Here is a 19,529-nt window from a genome sequence, read left to right as displayed (position 1 = left end):
TACCTCTACTCGCATGTTGCTGTTCTGCTCAACCATTCGGCACGCGTCATCTCCCATATTTCCTTGAGCATCGGCCCCGATACAAAATGGCCTTCCCTTGTTTCGATCAAGCGCATGCCTTCGTGCTGTGAGACCTTGCGCGACGCCTGGTTGTCCACCGCTTTGGGGACTTGCATAACCGGGCGTGCCAGCGTTTCAAACCAGTACGCGTTAATGACCTTGCAGGCCTCACGGATGTAGCCTTTGCCCTGCCATTGCGGGGCGAGCCAGAAGCCCCGGTTGTTGCCTGGGTGATCGTACAGACTGATGCTGCCTATGCTCTGTGACAACTCCGATCCCAAGCGGATCATCCAGTGCCATTCGCGTCCTGCCGCGATGGCCGGGAGCACGACGTCACTAACATACGTCAGTGCGCCGTCATCCGGGTAAGGCCATGGCACCCGACTGTCGAGGTAGCGGACCACTTCCCAGTGGGGGAATAGCTGCTGGATATCGGAGGCGTCGGCCAGTTGCAGCGGAGTGAGTGTCAAGCGAGCGGTTTGCAGTGTATGCGGGCTGTCCATTGCAAGAAGTCCTTGGAGCGGCATCGGTCATCGGTTGATACTTTTGCAGAGTGCGACTCTGGATGTCGAGTGGGTTCGCAGCAATGATCCGCCAGATACTGATCCGGGTGAGAAATACACCAGACTTGTGGTGATGGAAATAATGAACTCATTGGAAGTAAACAAAAAGGAATCCCAAATGCTCCGCCTGATCTGGCTGCGCGACGATATGCAGTACAGCAACACTTTCGCACAGTGGCTGCACGAACAATTTGCATATGAGTACGTCGGTCATTCATTGAATGACTGGCAGCGTGAATTTGCCGAGGGGCAGGTTAATGGTGACTGGCAATGCCTGATTGCCGTCGAGGATGGGCAATTGCTGGGCGGCGCTGCGCTGGCTAGAAATGACTTGGCTGAACGCCCGGAGCTGGGCCCATGGCTGGCCTGTGTTTTCATCGCCCCGCATGCGCGACAGCAAGGTCTGGCGGAACAACTGATCGAGGGCATTTGCACCGCAGCGAAGGCCAACGGCAACACGCGGCTGTATCTGCACACCCATGACCGCCATGAGTACTACGCCAAGCGCGGCTGGCAGGTTCTGGAGTGTTTTCAGGCGTGGGATAAGGAACACTGGCTGATGGGGCGGGATCTTTGAGTGTGATTCAAGCAGATACCCACCACATTTTGAAAACAGGACAGGTCGATGCCTACTGCGAAACTTCATCTCATGTGCGGCAAGATCGCCTCGGGCAAATCAACGCTTGCGAAGGCACTCGTCGCAGAGCATTCAGCAATACTGCTGAGTGAGGATCATTGGCTCTCAAGGCTTTACCCTGGCGAGATCAAATCAGTGACCGACTATGTGCAATTTGCACATCGAATTCGCGATGTTTTGCGCCCGTTGGTTATTGATATAGTGCAGTCGGGTATCAGTGTTGTTCTGGATTTCCCTGGCAATACTCGTGCAGACCGTGAGTGGTTACGCGGTCTGGCGGAGTCAGGCGGGGTAGGACACTGCTTGCACTATCTGGACGTGGAGGATGATATTTGCCGTGCCAGGTTGCATGCCCGCAATGCACACGGCGGGCATGACTTTGCGGCAACCGACGCAGAGTTTGATTTGATCACTCGATATTTTCAGACGCCAACGCCGGAGGAGGGGCTGGATATTCGGGTTCACCGTCCGTAATTCATCAGTTGATTTACGATTGTCAGGGCAGCCAGCCCTGACAACACCCCTCCTCAAACGGGCAAAAAGCGATGAACCTTCGCTTTCAATATCTCGATCAATTCAGGTTGCATGTATTCAAAGTCGTCAGGGATATCGAGGCAAACAACTCGCTTGTCTTTCAGCGCATTGGCAAACCTGGCCTTGAGCTTCCTGCGATGAGCAGGCTCCATGACGAATACCAGCTCCGCCCACTCGATAAGCTCCGAGTCCACTGGAACGTCGGCGTCATTACCGACCCCTGCGGATGACGTTGTTACACCCGGCCAGTTTGCAAAAACATGTTCAGCCGTCGGGCTGCGCAATCTGTTTTTACCGCAGACGAAAAGTACGTTCAGCATGTATGAAAACCTTTAGCCAACGGGGTCGGGATCGGCCAGTCGTTGTTTATGATAGAGCTGTCGCAACCCTGGGCTTTGCATGGTTTCAGGAGCGCATGCCCATCCAGATCACGGTTTCGGTCCATGCCGTTACTAATGGGTTAAGCGCTCTGAACCAAGGATCGCGGACATCAATCTGCGCCGCTGATTGGTCGTGATGGTGTTGTTCCTCTTCCACGATCGAAGTAATAGCGGCCACTGCATGTGGATCGATATCACCCAGTTCATGAAGCTGATGAGCCAAGTGTTTGAGCACGACACTTTCCACCGCAACGGTGGTCGCCACAATGGCTTTGCGACCACAGATGCCGGTGACCAGACCCAGCACCAGACCGCCAATACCGCACAGCCAGTAACTGCGGCAGCGCGGATAATTGCGCCGTTGCAGCTCAGCTTGAAAAACAGTCCGATGACGGCGCTCATGGGAGAGAAACTCTTTGAGTTCACTCACCATACCTGGAGCAAAAAGCCGAGCCATGAACAACTGCCCGCTATAGATGCAGATAGCGCCGTGCTCGCCGGCGTGGTCGACCTTCATTATTCGGTTGCCAAGAGGCGGGTAGTCAGTTTCAGTCACGCTACGTGTGCCTTGTCCGAGATGGCGGACAATAAGTTTATCCTCTTTTCAGCATCGACCCTGACTCGGCTCTGTTGTGACACCGACACCTTGTCTGTGGGATTGGGTTCATCCGGGAAGAGTCGATTTTCGGGATGAAAATGCAGTCGATGTACTGGCCACTTTATGCGCGAAAGCAGTCCGGAACCGAGCAAGTTATACTTTTGCCTCGTCACGCATCCCCCAAAAACATCACATGCGTAGCGTGATCATCATCCAGTGGCTGAAAGCCGCAGCGCAGGTAAAACGCATCCGCATCCGACGTGTCAGTGGACAGGCGCACGATGCGGAAATGTTGAGTTGCGTGTTCCACAAGCCGATCAACCAAAGTCTTTCCGATGTTCTGGCCTCTTGCCTCACGAGCGATGTACACCCTGCGTAGCCTGCCGATGTTCTCCTGAGTAAACGGGTCACGTGTCAGGCCACCAATGCCTACGAGACGGTCTCCCAGATACGCCGCCATAAGGCATTCGCCCTTCGCGCTGAAACGATTGGCTCCGGTCTGCCATTCGTCAACCAAACGGGTGAGAAACCGGAAGCCCTCTGCCACGGCTTGTTTTTCCAGTTCCTGAGTCTGGGTAGGCAGTGTGGTGATGAGTTGAATATCTACTGGCGACACTCGATGTCCTCGTTTTGGGAGAGGCACTGTTCTGCCGGAAAATACGTGCGAAGCTCACCCATCAGGCAAACGGCAACGGCCCCGGAAATTTGCCGATCGGCACCCAATGGGTGATAAGCCCCGTATCAGGTTTCCAGTGGTGCAACAGCAGGGCAGGCGGCTCTACGTAAGAGGCTTCCGGAGCATTTGCGTCCAGCGCCAAAGCGATGGCTGTGGTGGTACTGGGGGCGGTGCACAACAGGGAGCCACCAAAGCGCAGTTGCATGGATCGGTGGATGTGACCGCAAACTATTCGCTCGATGTCAGGGTAGCGCTCGACCACCTGAACAAGCCGGTGCGCATTGATACACGCATACGTATCAATGTAAGGAATGCCGCTCAAAAATGGCGGCTGGTGGAGCATGATCAGGGTTGGTCGATCCGGCTCTTCTGCAAGGGCAGCTTCCAGCCATGCCTGTGCTGCTTCGGTCATGTCACCGTGATGTTCGTCGGGCACGGTGATATCCAGTCCAATGATGCGAACGGGGCCAAGGTGTGACGCAACAAAGTGCAGCGGCCCTTCGCGTGTAGCGCTTTCTGCCTGGGCAAACGCAGACCTGAACAACTCGCGGTCATCGTGATTGCCAGGGATCATCAACAGCGGTTGCTCGATATCCGCCAGTAACGCGCGGGCCATTTCGTACTCTTCCGGTTGTCCTTCATCTACCAGATCGCCGGTGATGATCACCACATCCGGGCGCGGGCGCAGTGCGTTCAGATGCTCGATGGCCTGTTTGCACATCGTGTTTGAATCCACCAATCCTTTGTAGAGTTCGCCTTTTGGCCTGATATGTGGGTCTGACAGGTGGGCGATGAGCACTGGGTGTCCTCCCTGGAAAATGACTGGCTGAAGGTGACAGCAGTGTTAACCATTTAAACATTGAAGGCGAGCGCCAGAAGTGGAGCACCACCCGCCACGACGGCCCGCCAGTTTACAAAAGCAGCGCACTCCACCAGCGCTGAAAATTGTTCAGGGCAGCGTTGCTTGAAGCGCTGAGCGTTGTCGATGACCAATGATAGCGGTTGTCCTGGTTGAACATGGACAGACGACATTTCTGCGCTGGGGTCATCAAGGTACGAGAGGCAATCAATCCACGCGTCCATGTTGCACCCGTAGAAGCCCGGGAAGCCGAATATGTCCGAGAACACCTTGTGGAATGTCTGCCAGTCAGTAATCAGATCTGCATTCACTCGTATCATTGGAGGAACCCGTTAACTTTGCTTGATTCTAAGAGCGCATGCCCATCCAAATTACGGCTTCAGTCCATGCCGTCACCATTGGGTTAAGCGCTCTGAACCAAGGGTCACTGACATCAATCTGCGCCGCTGATTGGTCGTGATGATGTTGTTCTTCCTCCACGATCGATTTAATTGCGGCCACCGCGTGTGGATCGATATCGCCCAGCTCATGAAGTTGATGAGCCAGGTGTTTGAGCACGACGCTTTCAACTGCGACAGTGGTAGCCACGATGGCTTTGCGGCCACAGAGACCGGTGACCAGGCCCAACACCAGACCGCCGATACCGCACAGCCAGTAACTACGGCAGCGCGGATAATTGCGCCGCTGTAGCTCTGCCTGAAAGACAGTCCGATGACGGCGTTCATGGGAGAGAAATTCCTTGAGTTCACTCACCATGCCAGGAGCAAAAAGCCCAGCCATGAATAACTGGCCGCTGTAGATGCAGGTCGCGCCGTGCTCGCCGGCATGGTCAACCTTCATCATACGGTTGCCCAGGGGCGGGTAGTCAGTGTCAGTCACGCTGGGTAGGCCTTGTTCGAGGTGGTGGGCATGGAGTTTATCAAAACTCACTAAGATAACCTGACAGGCTCACGTTCCATGTCGAACACATCAGTCTCCTGTGCTGACAATAGATCCTCAAAAGCATCACTACCGTTTTTATCTATAAATTGTTTTTCAATTTCATGAATTGCAAAACATTGTAACCAGTTTATTTTGATTCCATCAAAAATCAATTCTTCAAAATGGCCATCGTTCCATAAAAAAGGTATGGAGAAATATAAGTGAGGCATCTTGGTTTTTGGAAAGTACTCCTCAACAGCGCTTTCCAGGAAAGACCCCAGCATAACGGGGTTTTTTCTTTGTTCTATGCAGAAAGCAGCTGACGCTATTACATTTTCCCACGCTTCAAAATTTGCTGGAACAGCAGAGCAAAGCTCGACGCGGGTTATAAATTCCGTGCCGTCTTCGTTTGCTAATGAGATTTCAGATAGTCCGATGGTTCCTACTGATTTTATACCGGGCTCTATCGTATCGAACGTAGTGACGATAGATATCGACCTTGCTCTAGCGTCATCGTAGTAAGCATGAACAGTTGGCGTGCCGCCAAAAAATTTGAGGATGTGCTTTGCTACTGTTTTTAGTTGAAGGCTGGGAGGCTGTTTCATTGGGTGTCCATAGTAATCATCAGTTTCAAACTTCCCTTTATGACTTCTGTTGGAAGAAGGCAGCTCGGGCCGGTAAATGCTCCAATTATTCTACTCATCTAGAAACTGCTTTCTACCTTGTACTCAGCTTTACATTGTATGGGGGGCGACATGGACCGGGGCGGCTTGAGGTCGAGCATGCCCCAGCCATTTTTCCTCGTGCTGATTGTCTACACTGATTCAGCTTCTCGGTGTTAGCAGGCCGAGTCAAGCTCAACTCTGGTTCGTTTGCAAACTGATGCGAAGGAGCGCTCTCGGCCTTCCTGCCTGATATTGTAGAAGCTCCCAATCGCTTTAACTGGGCTACCCTGCGTAACCACCCCTTCAAGATGATCGACAAGGAACCGGATACTCATGGCATCACTGGATGACACTTTTCACAGTCTTCACCAGCAGGGTTTGCTGATACTTGCCAACGTGGCGGACGCGGGTGGCGCTCGCCAGGCCGAGCGGCTGGGAAGCAAGGCCGTCGCCACCAGCAGCGCGGCGGTGGCTTGGGCCCACGGTTATCAAGATGGCGACAAGCTGCCTATTGGGTTGTTGAGCAGTACCGTCGCCTCAATGTCCCGAGTGCTCAGCGTGCCGCTGACTGTAGATATCGAAGGGGGCTATTCAGATGACCTTGAGCACGTTGCCAAAGTCATCGCCACTGTCATTGACGCCGGTGCGGTAGGTATCAATATCGAGGATGGAGTCGCTCCGCCAGAGCTGCTCATCCAAAAAATCGACACGGCCCGAAAAGTCGCAGGCGAGCGGGGGATAAACCTGTTCGTCAATGTGCGCTGCGACGTTTACCTGAAGAACTTGTTCCCCGTTGAGCAGCGATTGGAAGAGCTACTAAGGCGCGCTGCGCTGTACGCCAGCGCAGGCGCGGATGGGCTATTCGCTGCAGGCGTGGTGGAGCCTCGGGAAATTGCCATGGTGTGTCAGGAATCCACATTGCCAGTCAACCTGCTCTGGCGGCCGGGTCTTGCCACTCCGGAAGCCTTGGCGCAGATGGGAGTCCAGCGATTGAGCGCGGGTTCGGCCATCGCGGAGTTTTTGTACGGAGCCATGGAGGGACTGGCACGCGGTTTCCTGGAAAACGGTCAATTCAACACCCACGACCTGAAGGCTAAAACCTACGGAGAACTCAATGCGCTAATGGCCTGTCGATCACAGTGATAGTGCTACTCGGCGGAAGACGACTACCGATCCATTGCGCACGTCCTGTAAGCAGGAAAGCCAGTGAATCAGTTCCCAGACCAATGCATTGTCTGCACTGAAATATGCGGATGACTTTCTAACGGTTCCCATTCATCCAGGAATTCAAAACCCTGCTTTAGATAGAAGTTTGAGGCTCTCGCATTGTCTGGAGAGACGTCGAGAAAAACGCCATCAAAGCCTTGGGCTATCGCGCGAGCTTTCACGGCCTCAACCAACTGAGTTGCTACGCCAGAGCCGCGTGCAGAAGGCGCAATCCACATTCCGATCAAGTTATAGCGATTCGCACTGCTCACTGCGGCACCGACCATTCCGACAGGTTTGTCACTGTCGAAGGCCAGCCAGAATGCCGTTCCGGCTGACGATGCGCGGTCTTTCCACTGTTCGTCAGTGTATTTGGCGGCGGTTTGGTAAGTCACACCAAACGCCGTTGGCGTGTCCAGAAGTGCTGCGAGTCGGACTTGCTTCAAAAGCATCCAGTCTTTTGTTTTCGTCAGTCTAATGTCCATAATCTTCCTGGAAAATCGGCAGCGTCCCAACGTCTTATAAGAGTGTAACGACCTTGCTGGTGTTGCTTGATGTCGAGCTTGGCTGGAAGTGAGCCAGTGTGGACGATTGTGACATGCCAGGATCCAGGCGACGGGAGCAGTGACGTCATGATTGATCTACCCTCACACATCCTCGAAAGCATGAATCTCAACCTTTAGCGAATAAAAGCAAGTACGCGCTCATATAGGGCAGCGTCCCGCGTGATCAGTAACAGGCTTGGACAGGCGCCAAGCAGAGCGTGTGTTGGTTGCAAATCCTCAATTTGTGACCAGAACTCTTCGACCTTACTGCTCTCTCCGAAAGGTTGAAATGCGATAGCGCTGTTAAATCTGGAGAGACTGGCCCGATCTGGTAAGCGCTCAAAGACATACCATTCATCAAAGCCCGGCGTGGGCAACTGAGCGACATCTGTAATCATAGGACTGATTACCAGGTCACCTATACGTTGCCAACCGCTGGCTATCTCAGCAGTGCTAAGTTTATGGGGGCCACTATCCGACCAGGCGATTGCCACGTGATGGCTCAGCACGAGCTGAGGAAGCTGGCGAATGACGTCGCCCAGGTTAACGTCGCATCCATTGTCCCAGCTGAGAGCGCTGTAGCCGGCGTGCGTCCCGGTATGCAGTCCGGCTGTCATATATCTTCCTTGCAGGATTAGCGATTGGATATGCCTCAGCACCTTACTCTGGGTGAAGATTACGTCAACAGGCATCCAGAGTTATCGGGATTTAACGGAAGGTCCAACATTCAAAACGCAAAATCCATTCAGATGACACCGACCAAGGTTGTGCCACTGCTAATTTTGGCTTGGTCATTAGAGATGACTTTTTTGGTGATTCAGAAAATCGGGGTAGACCCTCCCAGTGCTGACCATTAGCGCCAGTTGAAGATCGTTATAGAAGCATTTGCTATGAAGGAGGGTAGGTCAGGTCGAATTCGCGACGTAGATGAGTCCTAATCAGGAAACTCATACGATAAGATGTCTGAAATATCAAAATTTTGCACGGCAAGACCCTCAGCGTTTCAAGCCGATAGCCAGGGCAACTAGCGATGCAGATTATTTACAGTGGCCCAACCCTTGGGTTAGGCCGTTGCCACCCTCTATCCGACCACTTTCTCATCGAACCAGGCATCATTGGTTAATTCATGAAACCGATAGCCGTTCGGTAACCCAAGATACTTAACAAGGTCTGGACGATTAACGGCGAGGTGCTGGGCATGCACAGTCTTCAGGCTTTTGGTATCTCCGTTGTATTGGTCAGTGGTTATCCACCAACCAGACATATGCTCGGGAGAAGGGTATCGCACACCCTCAGTTGCCTCTCCCTCGAGCACGCCATCGGAGATGACGATTAGTTGCTCAAATCGAGATGTAGTGAAATCTGCACCTACTTTCGAGCACATTGCGTGCTGCTCAACCCATAGCCTAAGCGTGGTACTGATGCCAAGCGCATATTCATCCGTTAGCGGCACTTGCTCGAAAAATATCAGCTCACGATTATCGTTCAGCTCCATTTTTGTGATCCAGGACCCATAGCCCAGGGTTTCACCAGAAGCCACCTGATGACCTTCCTCAATGTAACGAGCCACGAGGTCTATGAACTCAATCGCATCATTTCTCAGGTTGGCATCATTGAAATTCACACTTATTTCGTAGCCAAAGCGCTCTAGCAAACCCTCAGATTTCAGTGTCACACCGGTGTCTGTTTCCGCGTTAATAATCTTCATCGAATTCTCCTCGTAGCGCCACGCTCCTGGCCACCCTGTATTCGGCTACAGGTTAAGCAGTGCGGATAAATTCATTGCTCCCCACCGGTTGGATTGAGCGCATCAGCTGGTTGAGGATACGGAATATGGTTCCCACTCCTGGTTCCCAAGTCCGTATCTCCGCATGTATGGCACCCAGTCTCACGACCAATCTCATCCATCCAGTCTCCTTCGCCATGATTCGAACCTCGTCCAGACCCTCGTGCAGAAATGGACTCACCAGCAAAATCAGCTAGGCTGAAGAGGGCTTTTAAGGGCTCTTTGGATGAGTTTGAATCTATTTCGCTGCTGAGTATATTTGTAGGGCCGATTTCGATCCCGTTGAATGGCGACGGCTATGCCGTTAATGCGGAGAAGGGGGCATTGACCATGTTATCGAGAGCGCCCTTCACGGCAGTTCCCGACCCAGAAGGACACCACCGCAGCGATAACACACTGGACAGCCGAGATAGCCAAAAGGCTAACTCACCTTTGGGGTCTATGTGAGAGCGGAGGAAGCCCAAACTGACGCCCTTTGAGAGCAGTGGAAGAGCATGCCAAAAGTTTGCGTTATTAGTCGCAAGTGCATCGCTAAATGAGGGGGGTAAAATGTTTAAGCTGCATGAGGTTTGGAAGTGTGTTGATGAGAGTACTATGGCGATTTATTTTTGTTTCGAAGATCTTGAGCGGAATAAGTTTTGCGTTCAAAATGTGGAATTTTACAAATCGCCTCTAGATGTTGATCGTGATACAAACGCTCGGAAGCAGACGGCGCAGCTTTTCGTCGAAGAAAATCCTGTGAGTCGTTGCGATTGGGGGGAGTCGTTATTGGAAGCGATAAAAATCCACGATGACTACTTTCAGCGAATAGATCCGTCTTTTTCTGATGTGCAGTGCTATTTCTTCATTTAGGGTAGTTCTTTGGAGGGAGGGCGCGATTTCTTATCGATAAGAATAACGTTCCTTGTATAGAGTTGTGGTGTTTCGGTGGTTTCCATATCCAGTTCGGCAAGGGGGACAAGTCAAGAATCGCCAGATGGCAATTACCAGCAGGTTCTTGGAGCAAGCGGTCAACCTATAGTTGATTGCTTGGGCCGAAGAGGTTATAAACGCCAAGTGATTCAAGAGCAAAAGGCCTCACGGCCATCGACTCGGTGTGACGGCACCGAATGGAAATCCTCATCTTCCGGCGTATCATAGATATGAGTAAATTTACGTATGACGATATAGTTAGAGTATCCGACAGGGCGCCATTGGAAATCAGGCCCGGCGCGCGAGCATGGGTAGTTGGCGTTTCCGACGATCGTCCCGGTGGATACTTTGATCAGTTTCCACCAGGTACTATCTACTTGATTGAGTTTGAGGACGGTTCGTCTCTCGAGGTTCACGAGTCCATGTTGGATTTGATTGAATAGCCGGATAAGGAGAGCCGATGATGGTGCCAATCCTGTTATTAAATAAAACTTGAATCTCGTGATTCACTTGGGAGTACATCCTTAATGGGAACTCCCAAGCCAGCAAGAATTAACTGTTTGGGCATACCGCTCTGATGAGTATCAGTCATTGACGTCATCCTGGAGGCACACAGTGAAACCCGAAGAACTGATCAGCGGAGCCAAACATGTTATTGAAACTATTGGTTTCTGGCCATCGTTTCACGACGCAGAGGTGATCTCTCTTCTGGTATCGCGCGGCCTTCCGGACCAGGGTTCGGCTACGATCGCGAAGCTATGCGTGCACTACCGAGAGCATGATGTAGTTGGCGTTGGTACGGCGGACTTTGAATACGTATGCCAGAGAAGTTTACTGGTTGAGCTGATATTCAGTGATATCTATGACCTTTCACTGACAGATTTCAATCATCAAAACGTGCTCGAATCAATTGACCTGAAGCGATTACAAGATTTATCGATTCTCGTGGATATCGCCTCGATCTGGGGAATTGGCGGAACCATTCGTTGCAACCATGTAACCGTTGGAGCGGTAACGAATCTACTGTCCTGATCCTCGTCTGCTCTACTTTGTATTCAGCTTCACATTGTCTGGAAGGTCGCCAGGGAAGACTGTTTAGGCTTGAGGTCGCAGCATGCTGCAGCCGTTTTCCTTTGGTGCTGATCGTCTACATTGATCCAGCTTCTCGGTTTTAGCAGGCTAGGTGAGGGTCAGCTCCGGTTGAATGAGTTGTTAGTGCCCATCGACCATCAGGCACAGTTGGGAGGCTTTGCTCGCCGGGGAGCAGGCTCCTATGAACATGAGGTCATCCGAGATCTCCCCATTTGTGTGCCGCAGACCGATAACAAACTCGCGGTCGGTCTGCTGAGAGAGCCCGATGAGAAAAGACACTAGCTCGGTAGCGACCGCCTCACTGAGAGTGGAGGTGGAGAAATTGAGGCCGAGGTTCCAGTCAGGCAAATCATCGGGGCCTAGATCGGGAGTACGTGGGTATTTGTCATTAATGACCGTTGCACCTAGCCCTAGCTTGGCCGAGAACTCAGAGAAGGCCTGTATCAACGGTAATTGGCACCGATCAAGGTCGGATCCGTCGACGTAAACGTAGAAATTAAGCATTGGGGCTACCCCTGAATTTAAGCCGCCCTGCGAAGCGGCGTCGGCTTGAATGGATTGTCAGGCCACAGCCGCTCACGCTGGGATCCAAAGATCATCGCCCTCAAGATCGTAGGTGCGCTGCTCGCAGCCTCCTTCTTTGCAGCGGACATAGGAAAGCATACGGGTCGCGCCATCGTTGTGCGCCACCAGCCAGTAGTAAGCATAACCATCATTTGAAAACTCGCTATCTGGCCAAACTTCGATAATAGGATGACATGCGCTAAGACGAGAGAACACTTCCGTCGATTTGATCATGGATAGGTCGGACATACTCTTTCCTGTGATCTAACACGCGTAATAGGCTCGAGCTAGCGAACATCCTGATTGACGCGATTGTTAATTGTGTTGGGGCTCAAATTGGCCAAATATTAAAAATATCACTAAAAGCCTGGCTCAGGTTGAACTCCTCCCGCTCGCTTCTTCTAGGGGCGCAAAATACGGGTGAGGCCACGATTAATTTTATGGCATCGGCGGCGATTAGGATGATCATGTGTCGGTAAGCGTCGGCTTTTGGCCGCAAACAGCCAAAAGCGGCCGGTCCGTCCTATGAATAACTCTGAGAATCATCTGTAAGCGTCCAGCCAACATGCATTCCGAACTCGCACATTCGAGACCGTTGGCGTCCGCATACGCACCTAACGGGCGATATGGCCAAGCAACGTTTCTCTTATCTATCAGGCTGCCATTGTGAATACCTTGGGAGATCTTCCCCAGCCAGCCAAGCTACGTCCTGCTCCGTCCAGATGTGATACTCGGGCCTATAGCCAGGCTCCTCGTCTAACGTCGCAACGCGCACGATCATTGCAATTGAGCCGTTACGCTCAGCTGCAAGGTGCGATCCGCAGTGGGAGCAGAAGTGCCGGATCTTGCCAGGAGATGACTCGAAAGCCCTCAATGCGTCCAAGCCTTGAGTCCATTTAAAATGCTCTCTCAGCACCCCAGCAGTGGAGACATAAGCAGCGGCATGGGTCTTCCGGCAGGTAATACAATGACAATGGCTAATTGGCGTATCAATGCTATCGATCTCATAACCTACAGCCCCGCAAGCGCAGCTTCCTTTCATTTCATCCTCCGATTTCGACACAGTGCGAAGATTATGGTCACCATCGTAAATCGAACCAACAAGCAGTGACTAGAATGCTACGCGGAACGCATGCCTCCGGTATCAGGTCCCGCGCATGCTTTCTCCCCTAGGGCGACATGCCAGCGACAGCTTTTCTCAACGAACCCTTTCACTTTGGGGATGGATCTAGGTTTGAACGCCCAGTATGATTCCAGCGATTCAACCCGAGGAGTCCGTCAGATCATTCGTGGAAAGAAATCTTTTCTTTAATGGGAAACATTCTTCAAAGACGCTTTTCGGATGTTTCCAAAAAAGCTGCCCCTTAATCCTCACTTGCTTGAGATAAGTGGAGTGTTGGGTTGGCCAGGATGTCAAGGGTTCAATAGGCTCTTTCACGGGCATACTGATTAGCGGGTGTGGCACCTCTTTGGGTAATTTACTGACGGGAAAAGACTAAGAATGTTCCATATTGAACCGCATCGATACTTAGCAACCATATGGGGAGCTTGGTTTTTGTTCACCATGCTAGCCGTGTTTTCCGCGGGTGTTGTACCGAGTGTGTTAACTATTCCCGCCGCTGTATTTGTGTTGTGGGTAACCTACTGGTGCTTTGACTGCGCGTACCGGACTGAAAGGTTTAGTAAGTATGCCAGTCTTAGGCTGTTTACAAATTTGGGTATTGCCCCTGGGTTCGCATTTTTAATGGCGTTAGTCGCGACTTACAAACAGTTTAAGTTGGGGCTTGGCCTATCGTTACTGATCAGTTGTATGCCGCTAGTTTTCTGCACAATTGTCTATTCATCATTATGTATATGGCGGAGTCCTAGGAAGTCTCTGGTCGTACGCTCGCAGCGCGTCAAAGTCATTGAGCCAAATCAGGAGAATCGTTGGGCACTCGGTGCTGTTGGGGGCGGCTTGGGAGTACTGATTTATCCAGTTTTCCACGCTTATAGATCGCCAGCGTTGCTGCTCGTCTTTCTATTTATAGTTATTGCCCTATTTATGCTGTTTTACCATCGCACCAGTATCTCATCCCTACGTACTCTGAAGGATCAAGAGGCGCGAGAACACCAGGAATACACATTCATGAATGTTGAAGAGCTTCGTTCAAGGCGCGCGGCGTCCTGGATTGGGCGCATTTTCGCTACCAAGGTAGACCGATGAGTTTTGCCAGTGCCAGTTTTCAAAGAGCGCACACTGTTGACGGACCTTCTTTATATGCGGACCCCGCAAAATAAAAGGCTTTTCAAGCTAAATACATTTGCGTCCGGCGGTGAAGAGGAAATGCTGCTAGAGCATTTTTCTGGTTCAGAAGGACCCTCCCGGTTTTTTCGAGCTAGATTTGGCGCTGCTAAGCCGGAGTTCCGATGTGAAGCTAAAGACACTTATTGGCAGCCCAGCGAACGGGCGAACGGGCGGCGGCGATCATGAGTTTGATCCAATCGGCGCGTCTCAACGGGCATGATCCGTATATTTACCTGAAGGATGTTCTCACGCGCCTTCCGACGCATCGTGCGAGTGAAATAGACCACTTACTGCCGCATAATTGGCAGCCCGCCTGAGTTACACAAGACCTGATTTCCGTAAACTTACACTACCCCATCCGCCAAAAGCATTCACTCCAGGATCCTGGCTTGTCAGCTCGCTGCGATATTGATAGTGTCGATCCATGACTACCTATTGCCTCACCTCGACCGCCACCACCACCACGACCGCTGAAAGCGGAGCGTGCGAGGTTTCGTGAGCCGATAGCAGACGAACTTCAAAGGCCCGCCAGTGATGGACAGGGCCTTTTTTACGCCCTTGTGTCGCTGGCTTCAACGCAAGGAGATGCACCCATGTACGCCCTGTTGATACTCGATATCCAAGTCGGGCTTGTTCACGGCCCGGATAAACTATGGCGCTGCGAAGAGTTGTTGGAAACACTGAATACCCTGATGGACAAGGCACGCAGCGCAGGCGCTCCGATTTTTCTCGCACGCCACATCGGGCCCGCTGGATCTCCAATCGAACCAGGCAGTCCGCTAACAATGGTTGCACAGGAACTGAAGCTACAGGGTGGGGAAGTGGTGTTCGAAAAGCGGCGGCCCAATGCTTTTGAAATGACCGACTTGGCTGACAATTTGCGCTCTTGTGGCGCAACCGGTGTGGTAGTCACTGGGATTAAAACTCAATACTGCGTCGACAGCACCTGCCGTGCTATTCGTGATCTTGGCTTCGATGCGGTACTCATCGCCGAAGGCCATACCTGTTCAGACACGCCAGTGATGAAAGCTGAGGACATCGTTGCCCATCACAATGCAACTCTTGACGGGCCGTTCTGCCAGCTAGTTCGGGCTGAGGAGTGGAGCTTCTAGCAGAGCCCGAAAGTGCGGGAGTGCGCGTGAATTGCCGTAAGCACTGGCACCATACGTGCATTCCCGCACGTCCTGAATGAGACGTTAAGTGCCCGCTATGGGTCGATTTTATTGATGGGGAATTGGCCGAGGCGCTGTGCTTCAGACTACGAACACCATAACACTTGGTGATGGGCGGCAAGATGTGTTGCCGGAACGCTTACGTCTCAAATGTTGATGGTGCAATTTACGGAATCGGGAAGCATGTGGCACTGTCTCGTGTGGCACTGTCCAGAGCGAAGTTAAATCTTAAATTTGATAATTTACTGTTCTGATAACCTGCTTCTGGCCGTAAGCAGCCGGTTAAGATGCCCCCTTTACACTTATAAATGGTGAGCTTTGGAAATCCCAGGGTCGACGTTGGGGGTAGACTCCTGGAGTCATGTGGCGTGATCATTGATAACAGTGATGTCCCCAAAATTTGGACACCATTGGGCGTGGTCTGACATAAATTAAGGATAGAGTTTGTTCAGCAAATCTCAGATTATTGCTATCCCAGTCCTGATTTCATCGGTACTTTTACTTACCGGCTGCCCGCCACCAGCGTCTTTCACCCAATGGAAACGCGCTTCCACTTCTGTAGAGGGCGTCAAAGCGGCAATGGCAGAGTGTGGAGACCCTGTAGGAGGGCCACAAAACTATTTCCCAATAAACGAAGAGGTCATTCACTTTCAGTGTATGCAGCGCCTCGGTTTTACTCGTAGAGACGGCTTTGAATACTGCGAAATAATGAAGAATATGCCAGCCTGCGTCGAAGAAAGGCAGGGCCGTCCGCTCAGTCTGTCCCAGCTCGAAGCATTGCCGTTTGTTGAAGATGAAGCATTTCACCCAATCAAGCCTAATTCAGGCCGGGATGAACGTATGCAGGTCTCATGGCGTAAAGCGGGAGCATCACTCCATTTCTCAGTCCAGATAGCCAATGATAGTGAAGCCCTGCCGGTCATGTATGCGTGCGGCTATGCAAAACCACTGGGGTCAAATCTAGATGTCGCAAGCATCGGAAGCACAGCCAAAGTCCAACGCTGCATGATTGATCACGGCTTCGAGCCCAAAAATAAAAATATGCTGGTTTGCCAGACTTACCCGCAAGTGACGGGCTGTTCGGTGACAACACTACCGAGTCAACCGAGATAGCGTCCTAGGCTCACGACGTTTCAGTTCATTGGGCCAGTTGCGTTTTCTGCATTGATTTAACGGATACCACTTCATCTGTCGCCGCATCGACTGCAGTAGACCCTTGGCTTAGCTGGCGGTCGAGAATTATGATGCCCGGAGGATTATGTCCAACATGGTGTTGAACGTGAGGGAGATGATCTCTTTCGCATTAGGGATTCCAATGCCGATCGCTCCTTTACGGGCGATGTCTTTTGGCCTCAACGTGCCGACGCACATGCCTTCAGCTCATGCCTGGTGTCCAAAGCACAGAGATCGAAGCCGTCACTGCGGGTGTAGCCTGCGCGCTTCATACACTCGAAGCGTTCTGCTTTCTGCTCGAGCGTGGCCTTGGGGTCAATGCCGTAGCGATTCGTTGAACCGCACGCCAACATCGAGGAGAGCACCTGCCGCTCGTCCTCGCCAGGCTTCTTCCAGAGCTCCACTTCATCGGTGGGTGGCTGAAACGGCTTGGCAAAACAGGCCGTCACAAGCAGTAGCAGCATGATTGCAAGTGCAACAGGTTTAAGCCACATTCAGGGTTTCCTTATTTTCCACGACTGACAGGCACCAACACATATTTCTTTTCTGTGAGCATCTTTTGCCCGCCAGGGTTACCTGACACGCTGCTCATCCACCTTTAATCAGGTACGATCCTGACGACTCACCAACAACTGAGGTCGTGTCATGCAAGATGGCTTCTGGCCCTTTCATCTCTTTGGTGCCAATTTCGCTACCGAAGCCGAGGCGCATAAATTTGTGTTTGAACAATGGGAGCCAGAGCCCCCTGAAAGCGCAAGCGAAGCCGAGTACGTTTCGTGGGAACAACGCAATCCGACCTGGAGACTGGCGGAAGATCTTGGGTTCCATATGGATTCAGATTTCGTTGAGCTTGCCGGCACCCCAGAAGACGTCATAGGGCAAATCCGCAGTCAGTCCGAAATAGCGCTGCTCGACTCCAAGGCCCGAGAATTCACGCATTTTATCATTGTGGGCTCTAATGCCATCTGGGGCGACCATCGTTCGACCTCTACCCAAGTAGAACCGCTGGTACGCTTGCCGGAGAGCACTGCAACCATTTCATATCTCGGCCTGTTCAACTCAATTTGACTGACCGAAAGCGAACACTAGCTACCGACATCCATCGGCCAAAAATGGACAGCCCCCTGTCGAGTACTGGTTCGGCATAACTCTTACGCTGTCCTTGTTCATTCAGCAGATAAGGAGCCGCCAGAGCGAAGACCGAGGCAGGCTGGACTCATCGCCCGACTTCCACAGAACTCATCTTGTCGCGGGGAACCATCCCGACCCGACACGCGTCGAGGCTGTTCAGAAATGTCTGCCAGACAGCTAAATAGAAATGTAATTCGAGGAGTTGAAAGGTATCCGATGGCATGAGTCGACGATGATTGACCTCACCTGTGGAGCCACTTGCCGAAATGTTTGCGCACTGCCTCGTGATCGAACTTGTCCTCTCCGCGCCAGCATGCAGCCGCTCCCGACCAGTCGCTTCTGCTGTGAATAGGCCGTTCGAATGACGCTGGTTTGAGCACGTCCAAGTGTGCAAGGACGTCGATAATCACCCGCCGCTCGTTCTTTGAAGACTTCACCACGCCTGCCAACCGTTTTTCCAATGTGCCGGCGTGGTCGCCAGGTTGGCTTAGTTCGATGATCTCAAGGATTGCCTGGAGAATTGCTAAATCCTCTTCCTTCGGATCGGGGATGTCGGCACGCAACAGTTCCTGAAGGTCGAACCACGTGTAGATCAACTTGCCGTGGCGGACGCCGCCCCATTTTATGCGCTCGAAGTTGAGGACATTGAGGTTCACATCTGTGTATTGATCGTCGCCGACCGTGAGGCCGGGCACCACATCGCGACAAACAGCGCACGTATAACTTGTTGCGGTGACCGTACCGTCTGGAAGGTAGCTGTGACCACTAACAGCCGGCGTGTAGTGATGAAGAGCCATTTGGCAGGCAAGATGATATGAAGCCACGCCAGACCGCCAATCCAGTCTTCTTGTGGAAAGACTGGCTACAAATGCACAGGCTGCCTTGGCTGCGGGGATTCGCTTGACCATGTCCAATACCTCGCCCACGCACTGGTCGTGGCCGATGCTCACGGGTTCAAACATCAAGCCTTGAGCTTTTGCATAGGCGAAATCCTGAGATTCCGTCTTCGGGGCAGGAAGCCAGCCATTGCTACCCCAGTATGTTTTAAAAAGTATGTTTTTCGCCTTCTTGTCCATGTGTGCTCCGCTTTTTCCAGTGGTGCGATTGTTTCGCTCCGCAGCCAAGAGGTTTGGGCGACGCCCGCTTGAGGGGAGAGCGTATAAAGCGCCTCGCCGCAGTCAGCCATCCGCCAAAAGCGGCCAGTCATTGTGAGCAAGGCTAGAGGTTTCAACCGTTTGCTAGCTGGAGGTAATCGCAAATAGATTTTCGCATAAATACGCATCCTCTCTTTGGATGAAATCTTCGGGGCTTTCATTGCAGGAAAATGCTTCGAAAACGTGGTTGATAACTTTTTTTGCCTGGTCCGTAGTAAGGATAGGAGTGTCTATCAGGTCAAGAAGAGCATCGGCTATCTCGTTTAAACTAATGCAGTATTCTTCAGCGGCAACCCTAAGCAGTGCTCGCATCTCCTTATATTGACCATCTGAATTTACATTGCTTTTCAGAAAACCAAGTGGCTCTTCCACGATGTCAAAAGGATAAATCTTTTGATACCTGTCGCAGTATTCTATAAGGGTCCGCCTGACCTTCACGCCATCAAATTGTTGAGAGCTAGCCCCTAACAGGGCATCAATTTTCGTATTAGCTATCCAGCTTTTCATCGCGAAATTTACCTTGTTTAGCGCTTATTCAAGGGACATAGACTGGCCGCTCTTGGCCGACAGCAGCCTTTCATCGCCGATACTGTCGACCATCGTCGCAGGTGACG

24 protein-coding genes and 1 pseudogene are annotated in these 19,529 nt (G+C 51.9%); 8 read left to right on the top strand and 17 right to left on the bottom strand.

Features of this window, described 5'->3' with window-relative positions:
* Positions 1 to 5: 5 nt before the first annotated feature.
* Positions 6 to 563 carry a GNAT family N-acetyltransferase gene (locus tag H8S59_RS01555; RefSeq protein WP_095100866.1) on the bottom strand — a complete coding sequence of 186 codons (558 nt, stop codon included), beginning with the start codon at positions 561 to 563 and terminating at the stop codon, positions 6 to 8.
* 178 nt (positions 564 to 741) lie between these two features.
* Between H8S59_RS01555 and H8S59_RS01550 the strand changes: the two genes are divergently transcribed.
* Positions 742 to 1,200, top strand: a complete 459-nt coding sequence (locus H8S59_RS01550) for a GNAT family N-acetyltransferase (protein ID WP_187520237.1) — start codon at positions 742 to 744, stop codon at positions 1,198 to 1,200.
* A 48-nt stretch (positions 1,201 to 1,248) separates the two neighbouring features.
* The gene (locus H8S59_RS01545; RefSeq protein ID WP_187520236.1) at positions 1,249 to 1,734 is read left to right on the top strand and encodes a P-loop nucleotide/nucleoside kinase family protein; all 486 of its coding nucleotides are present in this window, start codon (positions 1,249 to 1,251) and stop codon (positions 1,732 to 1,734) included.
* A 53-nt stretch (positions 1,735 to 1,787) separates the two neighbouring features.
* Here the strand turns inward: H8S59_RS01545 and H8S59_RS01540 are convergent, their stop codons facing one another.
* From H8S59_RS01540 to H8S59_RS01510, 7 genes are all read right to left on the bottom strand, one after another.
* On the bottom strand, positions 1,788 to 2,114 hold the full coding sequence (locus H8S59_RS01540; protein ID WP_187520235.1) for a low molecular weight protein tyrosine phosphatase family protein: 327 nt from the start codon (positions 2,112 to 2,114) through the stop codon (positions 1,788 to 1,790).
* Between the two features lie 85 nt (positions 2,115 to 2,199).
* Positions 2,200 to 2,730, bottom strand: coding sequence for a demethoxyubiquinone hydroxylase family protein (locus H8S59_RS01535; RefSeq protein ID WP_027899323.1), 531 nt, complete (start codon positions 2,728 to 2,730; stop codon positions 2,200 to 2,202).
* A 211-nt stretch (positions 2,731 to 2,941) separates the two neighbouring features.
* Positions 2,942 to 3,388, bottom strand: coding sequence for a GNAT family N-acetyltransferase (locus H8S59_RS01530; protein WP_187520234.1), 447 nt, complete (start codon positions 3,386 to 3,388; stop codon positions 2,942 to 2,944).
* 61 nt (positions 3,389 to 3,449) lie between these two features.
* Positions 3,450 to 4,247 (bottom strand): metallophosphoesterase, encoded by a 798-nt coding sequence (locus H8S59_RS01525; RefSeq protein WP_187520233.1) that lies wholly within the window; start codon positions 4,245 to 4,247, stop codon positions 3,450 to 3,452.
* Between the two features lie 53 nt (positions 4,248 to 4,300).
* Positions 4,301 to 4,627, bottom strand: a complete 327-nt coding sequence (locus H8S59_RS01520; RefSeq protein WP_187520232.1) for a barstar family protein — start codon at positions 4,625 to 4,627, stop codon at positions 4,301 to 4,303.
* Positions 4,628 to 4,655: 28 nt separating this feature from the next.
* Entirely contained in the window at positions 4,656 to 5,237 is a 582-nt protein-coding gene (locus H8S59_RS01515; protein WP_343073026.1) for a 3-demethoxyubiquinol 3-hydroxylase, read from the bottom strand.
* The gene (locus tag H8S59_RS01510) at positions 5,237 to 5,833 is read right to left on the bottom strand and encodes a suppressor of fused domain protein (RefSeq protein ID WP_187520231.1); all 597 of its coding nucleotides are present in this window, start codon (positions 5,831 to 5,833) and stop codon (positions 5,237 to 5,239) included. The genes H8S59_RS01515 and H8S59_RS01510 overlap by 1 nt, the downstream gene beginning before the upstream one ends.
* A gap of 393 nt (positions 5,834 to 6,226) precedes the next feature.
* Between H8S59_RS01510 and H8S59_RS01500 the strand changes: the two genes are divergently transcribed.
* Positions 6,227 to 7,036 carry an isocitrate lyase/PEP mutase family protein gene (locus tag H8S59_RS01500; RefSeq protein WP_187520230.1) on the top strand — a complete coding sequence of 270 codons (810 nt, stop codon included), beginning with the start codon at positions 6,227 to 6,229 and terminating at the stop codon, positions 7,034 to 7,036.
* A 68-nt stretch (positions 7,037 to 7,104) separates the two neighbouring features.
* Here H8S59_RS01500 and H8S59_RS01495 read toward each other — a convergent pair whose 3' ends face one another.
* The 3 genes from H8S59_RS01495 to H8S59_RS01485 form a co-directional block, all read right to left on the bottom strand.
* Positions 7,105 to 7,584 (bottom strand): GNAT family N-acetyltransferase, encoded by a 480-nt coding sequence (locus tag H8S59_RS01495; RefSeq protein WP_187520229.1) that lies wholly within the window; start codon positions 7,582 to 7,584, stop codon positions 7,105 to 7,107.
* 194 nt (positions 7,585 to 7,778) lie between these two features.
* Positions 7,779 to 8,261, bottom strand: coding sequence for a hypothetical protein (locus H8S59_RS01490; protein ID WP_187520228.1), 483 nt, complete (start codon positions 8,259 to 8,261; stop codon positions 7,779 to 7,781).
* 464 nt (positions 8,262 to 8,725) lie between these two features.
* Positions 8,726 to 9,352 carry an immunity protein Imm33 domain-containing protein gene (locus tag H8S59_RS01485; RefSeq protein ID WP_187520227.1) on the bottom strand — a complete coding sequence of 209 codons (627 nt, stop codon included), beginning with the start codon at positions 9,350 to 9,352 and terminating at the stop codon, positions 8,726 to 8,728.
* A 1,605-nt stretch (positions 9,353 to 10,957) separates the two neighbouring features.
* On the opposite strand from H8S59_RS01485, the gene H8S59_RS01480 reads away from it, so the two are divergent.
* Complete coding sequence (locus H8S59_RS01480) at positions 10,958 to 11,374, top strand: Imm50 family immunity protein (protein WP_187520226.1); 417 nt, start codon at positions 10,958 to 10,960, stop codon at positions 11,372 to 11,374.
* A 180-nt stretch (positions 11,375 to 11,554) separates the two neighbouring features.
* On the opposite strand, the gene H8S59_RS01475 is transcribed toward H8S59_RS01480, so the two are convergent.
* The 3 genes from H8S59_RS01475 to H8S59_RS01465 all read right to left on the bottom strand — a co-directional run bounded on the left by H8S59_RS01475 (position 11,555) and on the right by H8S59_RS01465 (position 13,040).
* On the bottom strand, positions 11,555 to 11,938 hold the full coding sequence (locus H8S59_RS01475; protein ID WP_187520225.1) for a hypothetical protein: 384 nt from the start codon (positions 11,936 to 11,938) through the stop codon (positions 11,555 to 11,557).
* A gap of 72 nt (positions 11,939 to 12,010) precedes the next feature.
* Positions 12,011 to 12,247 (bottom strand): hypothetical protein, encoded by a 237-nt coding sequence (locus tag H8S59_RS01470; RefSeq protein ID WP_187520224.1) that lies wholly within the window; start codon positions 12,245 to 12,247, stop codon positions 12,011 to 12,013.
* Between the two features lie 397 nt (positions 12,248 to 12,644).
* Positions 12,645 to 13,040, bottom strand: coding sequence for a GFA family protein (locus H8S59_RS01465; RefSeq protein WP_187520223.1), 396 nt, complete (start codon positions 13,038 to 13,040; stop codon positions 12,645 to 12,647).
* A gap of 1,400 nt (positions 13,041 to 14,440) precedes the next feature.
* On the opposite strand from H8S59_RS01465, the pseudogene H8S59_RS01460 reads away from it, so the two are divergent.
* The 3 genes and pseudogenes from H8S59_RS01460 to H8S59_RS01450 all read left to right on the top strand — a co-directional run.
* Positions 14,441 to 14,602 (top strand): annotated as a pseudogene (locus tag H8S59_RS01460) (transposase domain-containing protein); the annotation flags it as partial.
* Between the two features lie 276 nt (positions 14,603 to 14,878).
* On the top strand, positions 14,879 to 15,397 hold the full coding sequence (locus H8S59_RS01455) for an isochorismatase family protein (protein ID WP_187520222.1): 519 nt from the start codon (positions 14,879 to 14,881) through the stop codon (positions 15,395 to 15,397).
* A gap of 504 nt (positions 15,398 to 15,901) precedes the next feature.
* Positions 15,902 to 16,570: a hypothetical protein gene (locus H8S59_RS01450; protein WP_187520221.1), complete on the top strand. Its 669-nt coding sequence runs from the start codon at positions 15,902 to 15,904 to the stop codon at positions 16,568 to 16,570.
* Positions 16,571 to 16,809: 239 nt separating this feature from the next.
* Here H8S59_RS01450 and H8S59_RS01445 read toward each other — a convergent pair whose 3' ends face one another.
* A complete protein-coding gene (locus H8S59_RS01445; protein ID WP_187520271.1) occupies positions 16,810 to 17,124 on the bottom strand; it encodes a hypothetical protein in 315 nt (104 codons plus the stop codon).
* Positions 17,125 to 17,275: 151 nt separating this feature from the next.
* Between H8S59_RS01445 and H8S59_RS01440 the strand changes: the two genes are divergently transcribed.
* Positions 17,276 to 17,698, top strand: coding sequence for a hypothetical protein (locus H8S59_RS01440; RefSeq protein ID WP_187520220.1), 423 nt, complete (start codon positions 17,276 to 17,278; stop codon positions 17,696 to 17,698).
* Positions 17,699 to 18,003: 305 nt separating this feature from the next.
* On the opposite strand, the gene H8S59_RS01435 is transcribed toward H8S59_RS01440, so the two are convergent.
* Positions 18,004 to 18,837 carry a hypothetical protein gene (locus tag H8S59_RS01435; RefSeq protein ID WP_095100820.1) on the bottom strand — a complete coding sequence of 278 codons (834 nt, stop codon included), beginning with the start codon at positions 18,835 to 18,837 and terminating at the stop codon, positions 18,004 to 18,006.
* A gap of 162 nt (positions 18,838 to 18,999) precedes the next feature.
* Positions 19,000 to 19,422 (bottom strand): hypothetical protein, encoded by a 423-nt coding sequence (locus tag H8S59_RS01430; RefSeq protein WP_187520219.1) that lies wholly within the window; start codon positions 19,420 to 19,422, stop codon positions 19,000 to 19,002.
* Positions 19,423 to 19,529 lie beyond the last annotated feature (107 nt).

It is taken from the genome of Pseudomonas folii, assembly GCF_014357575.1.
GTDB lineage: Bacteria > Pseudomonadota > Gammaproteobacteria > Pseudomonadales > Pseudomonadaceae > Aquipseudomonas > Aquipseudomonas folii.
Note: the sequence above shows the minus strand (reverse complement) of the source record. Positions and strands in the feature narration are given on the sequence as shown.

Coding starts and splice junctions, on each gene's coding strand:
- H8S59_RS01545 (WP_187520236.1), top strand. CDS start 1,249: ATGCCTACTGCGAAACTTCATCTCATGTGCGGCAAGATCGCCTCGGGC.
- H8S59_RS01465 (WP_187520223.1), bottom strand. CDS start 13,040: ATGAAAGGAAGCTGCGCTTGCGGGGCTGTAGGTTATGAGATCGATAGC.
- H8S59_RS01500 (WP_187520230.1), top strand. CDS start 6,227: ATGGCATCACTGGATGACACTTTTCACAGTCTTCACCAGCAGGGTTTG.
- H8S59_RS01435 (WP_095100820.1), bottom strand. CDS start 18,837: ATGGACAAGAAGGCGAAAAACATACTTTTTAAAACATACTGGGGTAGC.
- H8S59_RS01550 (WP_187520237.1), top strand. CDS start 742: ATGCTCCGCCTGATCTGGCTGCGCGACGATATGCAGTACAGCAACACT.
- H8S59_RS01475 (WP_187520225.1), bottom strand. CDS start 11,938: ATGCTTAATTTCTACGTTTACGTCGACGGATCCGACCTTGATCGGTGC.
- H8S59_RS01485 (WP_187520227.1), bottom strand. CDS start 9,352: ATGAAGATTATTAACGCGGAAACAGACACCGGTGTGACACTGAAATCT.
- H8S59_RS01470 (WP_187520224.1), bottom strand. CDS start 12,247: ATGTCCGACCTATCCATGATCAAATCGACGGAAGTGTTCTCTCGTCTT.
- H8S59_RS01445 (WP_187520271.1), bottom strand. CDS start 17,124: ATGTGGCTTAAACCTGTTGCACTTGCAATCATGCTGCTACTGCTTGTG.
- H8S59_RS01520 (WP_187520232.1), bottom strand. CDS start 4,627: ATGATACGAGTGAATGCAGATCTGATTACTGACTGGCAGACATTCCAC.
- H8S59_RS01490 (WP_187520228.1), bottom strand. CDS start 8,261: ATGACAGCCGGACTGCATACCGGGACGCACGCCGGCTACAGCGCTCTC.
- H8S59_RS01510 (WP_187520231.1), bottom strand. CDS start 5,833: ATGAAACAGCCTCCCAGCCTTCAACTAAAAACAGTAGCAAAGCACATC.
- H8S59_RS01555 (WP_095100866.1), bottom strand. CDS start 563: ATGGACAGCCCGCATACACTGCAAACCGCTCGCTTGACACTCACTCCG.
- H8S59_RS01430 (WP_187520219.1), bottom strand. CDS start 19,422: ATGAAAAGCTGGATAGCTAATACGAAAATTGATGCCCTGTTAGGGGCT.
- H8S59_RS01495 (WP_187520229.1), bottom strand. CDS start 7,584: ATGGACATTAGACTGACGAAAACAAAAGACTGGATGCTTTTGAAGCAA.
- H8S59_RS01440 (WP_187520220.1), top strand. CDS start 17,276: ATGCAAGATGGCTTCTGGCCCTTTCATCTCTTTGGTGCCAATTTCGCT.
- H8S59_RS01455 (WP_187520222.1), top strand. CDS start 14,879: ATGTACGCCCTGTTGATACTCGATATCCAAGTCGGGCTTGTTCACGGC.
- H8S59_RS01540 (WP_187520235.1), bottom strand. CDS start 2,114: ATGCTGAACGTACTTTTCGTCTGCGGTAAAAACAGATTGCGCAGCCCG.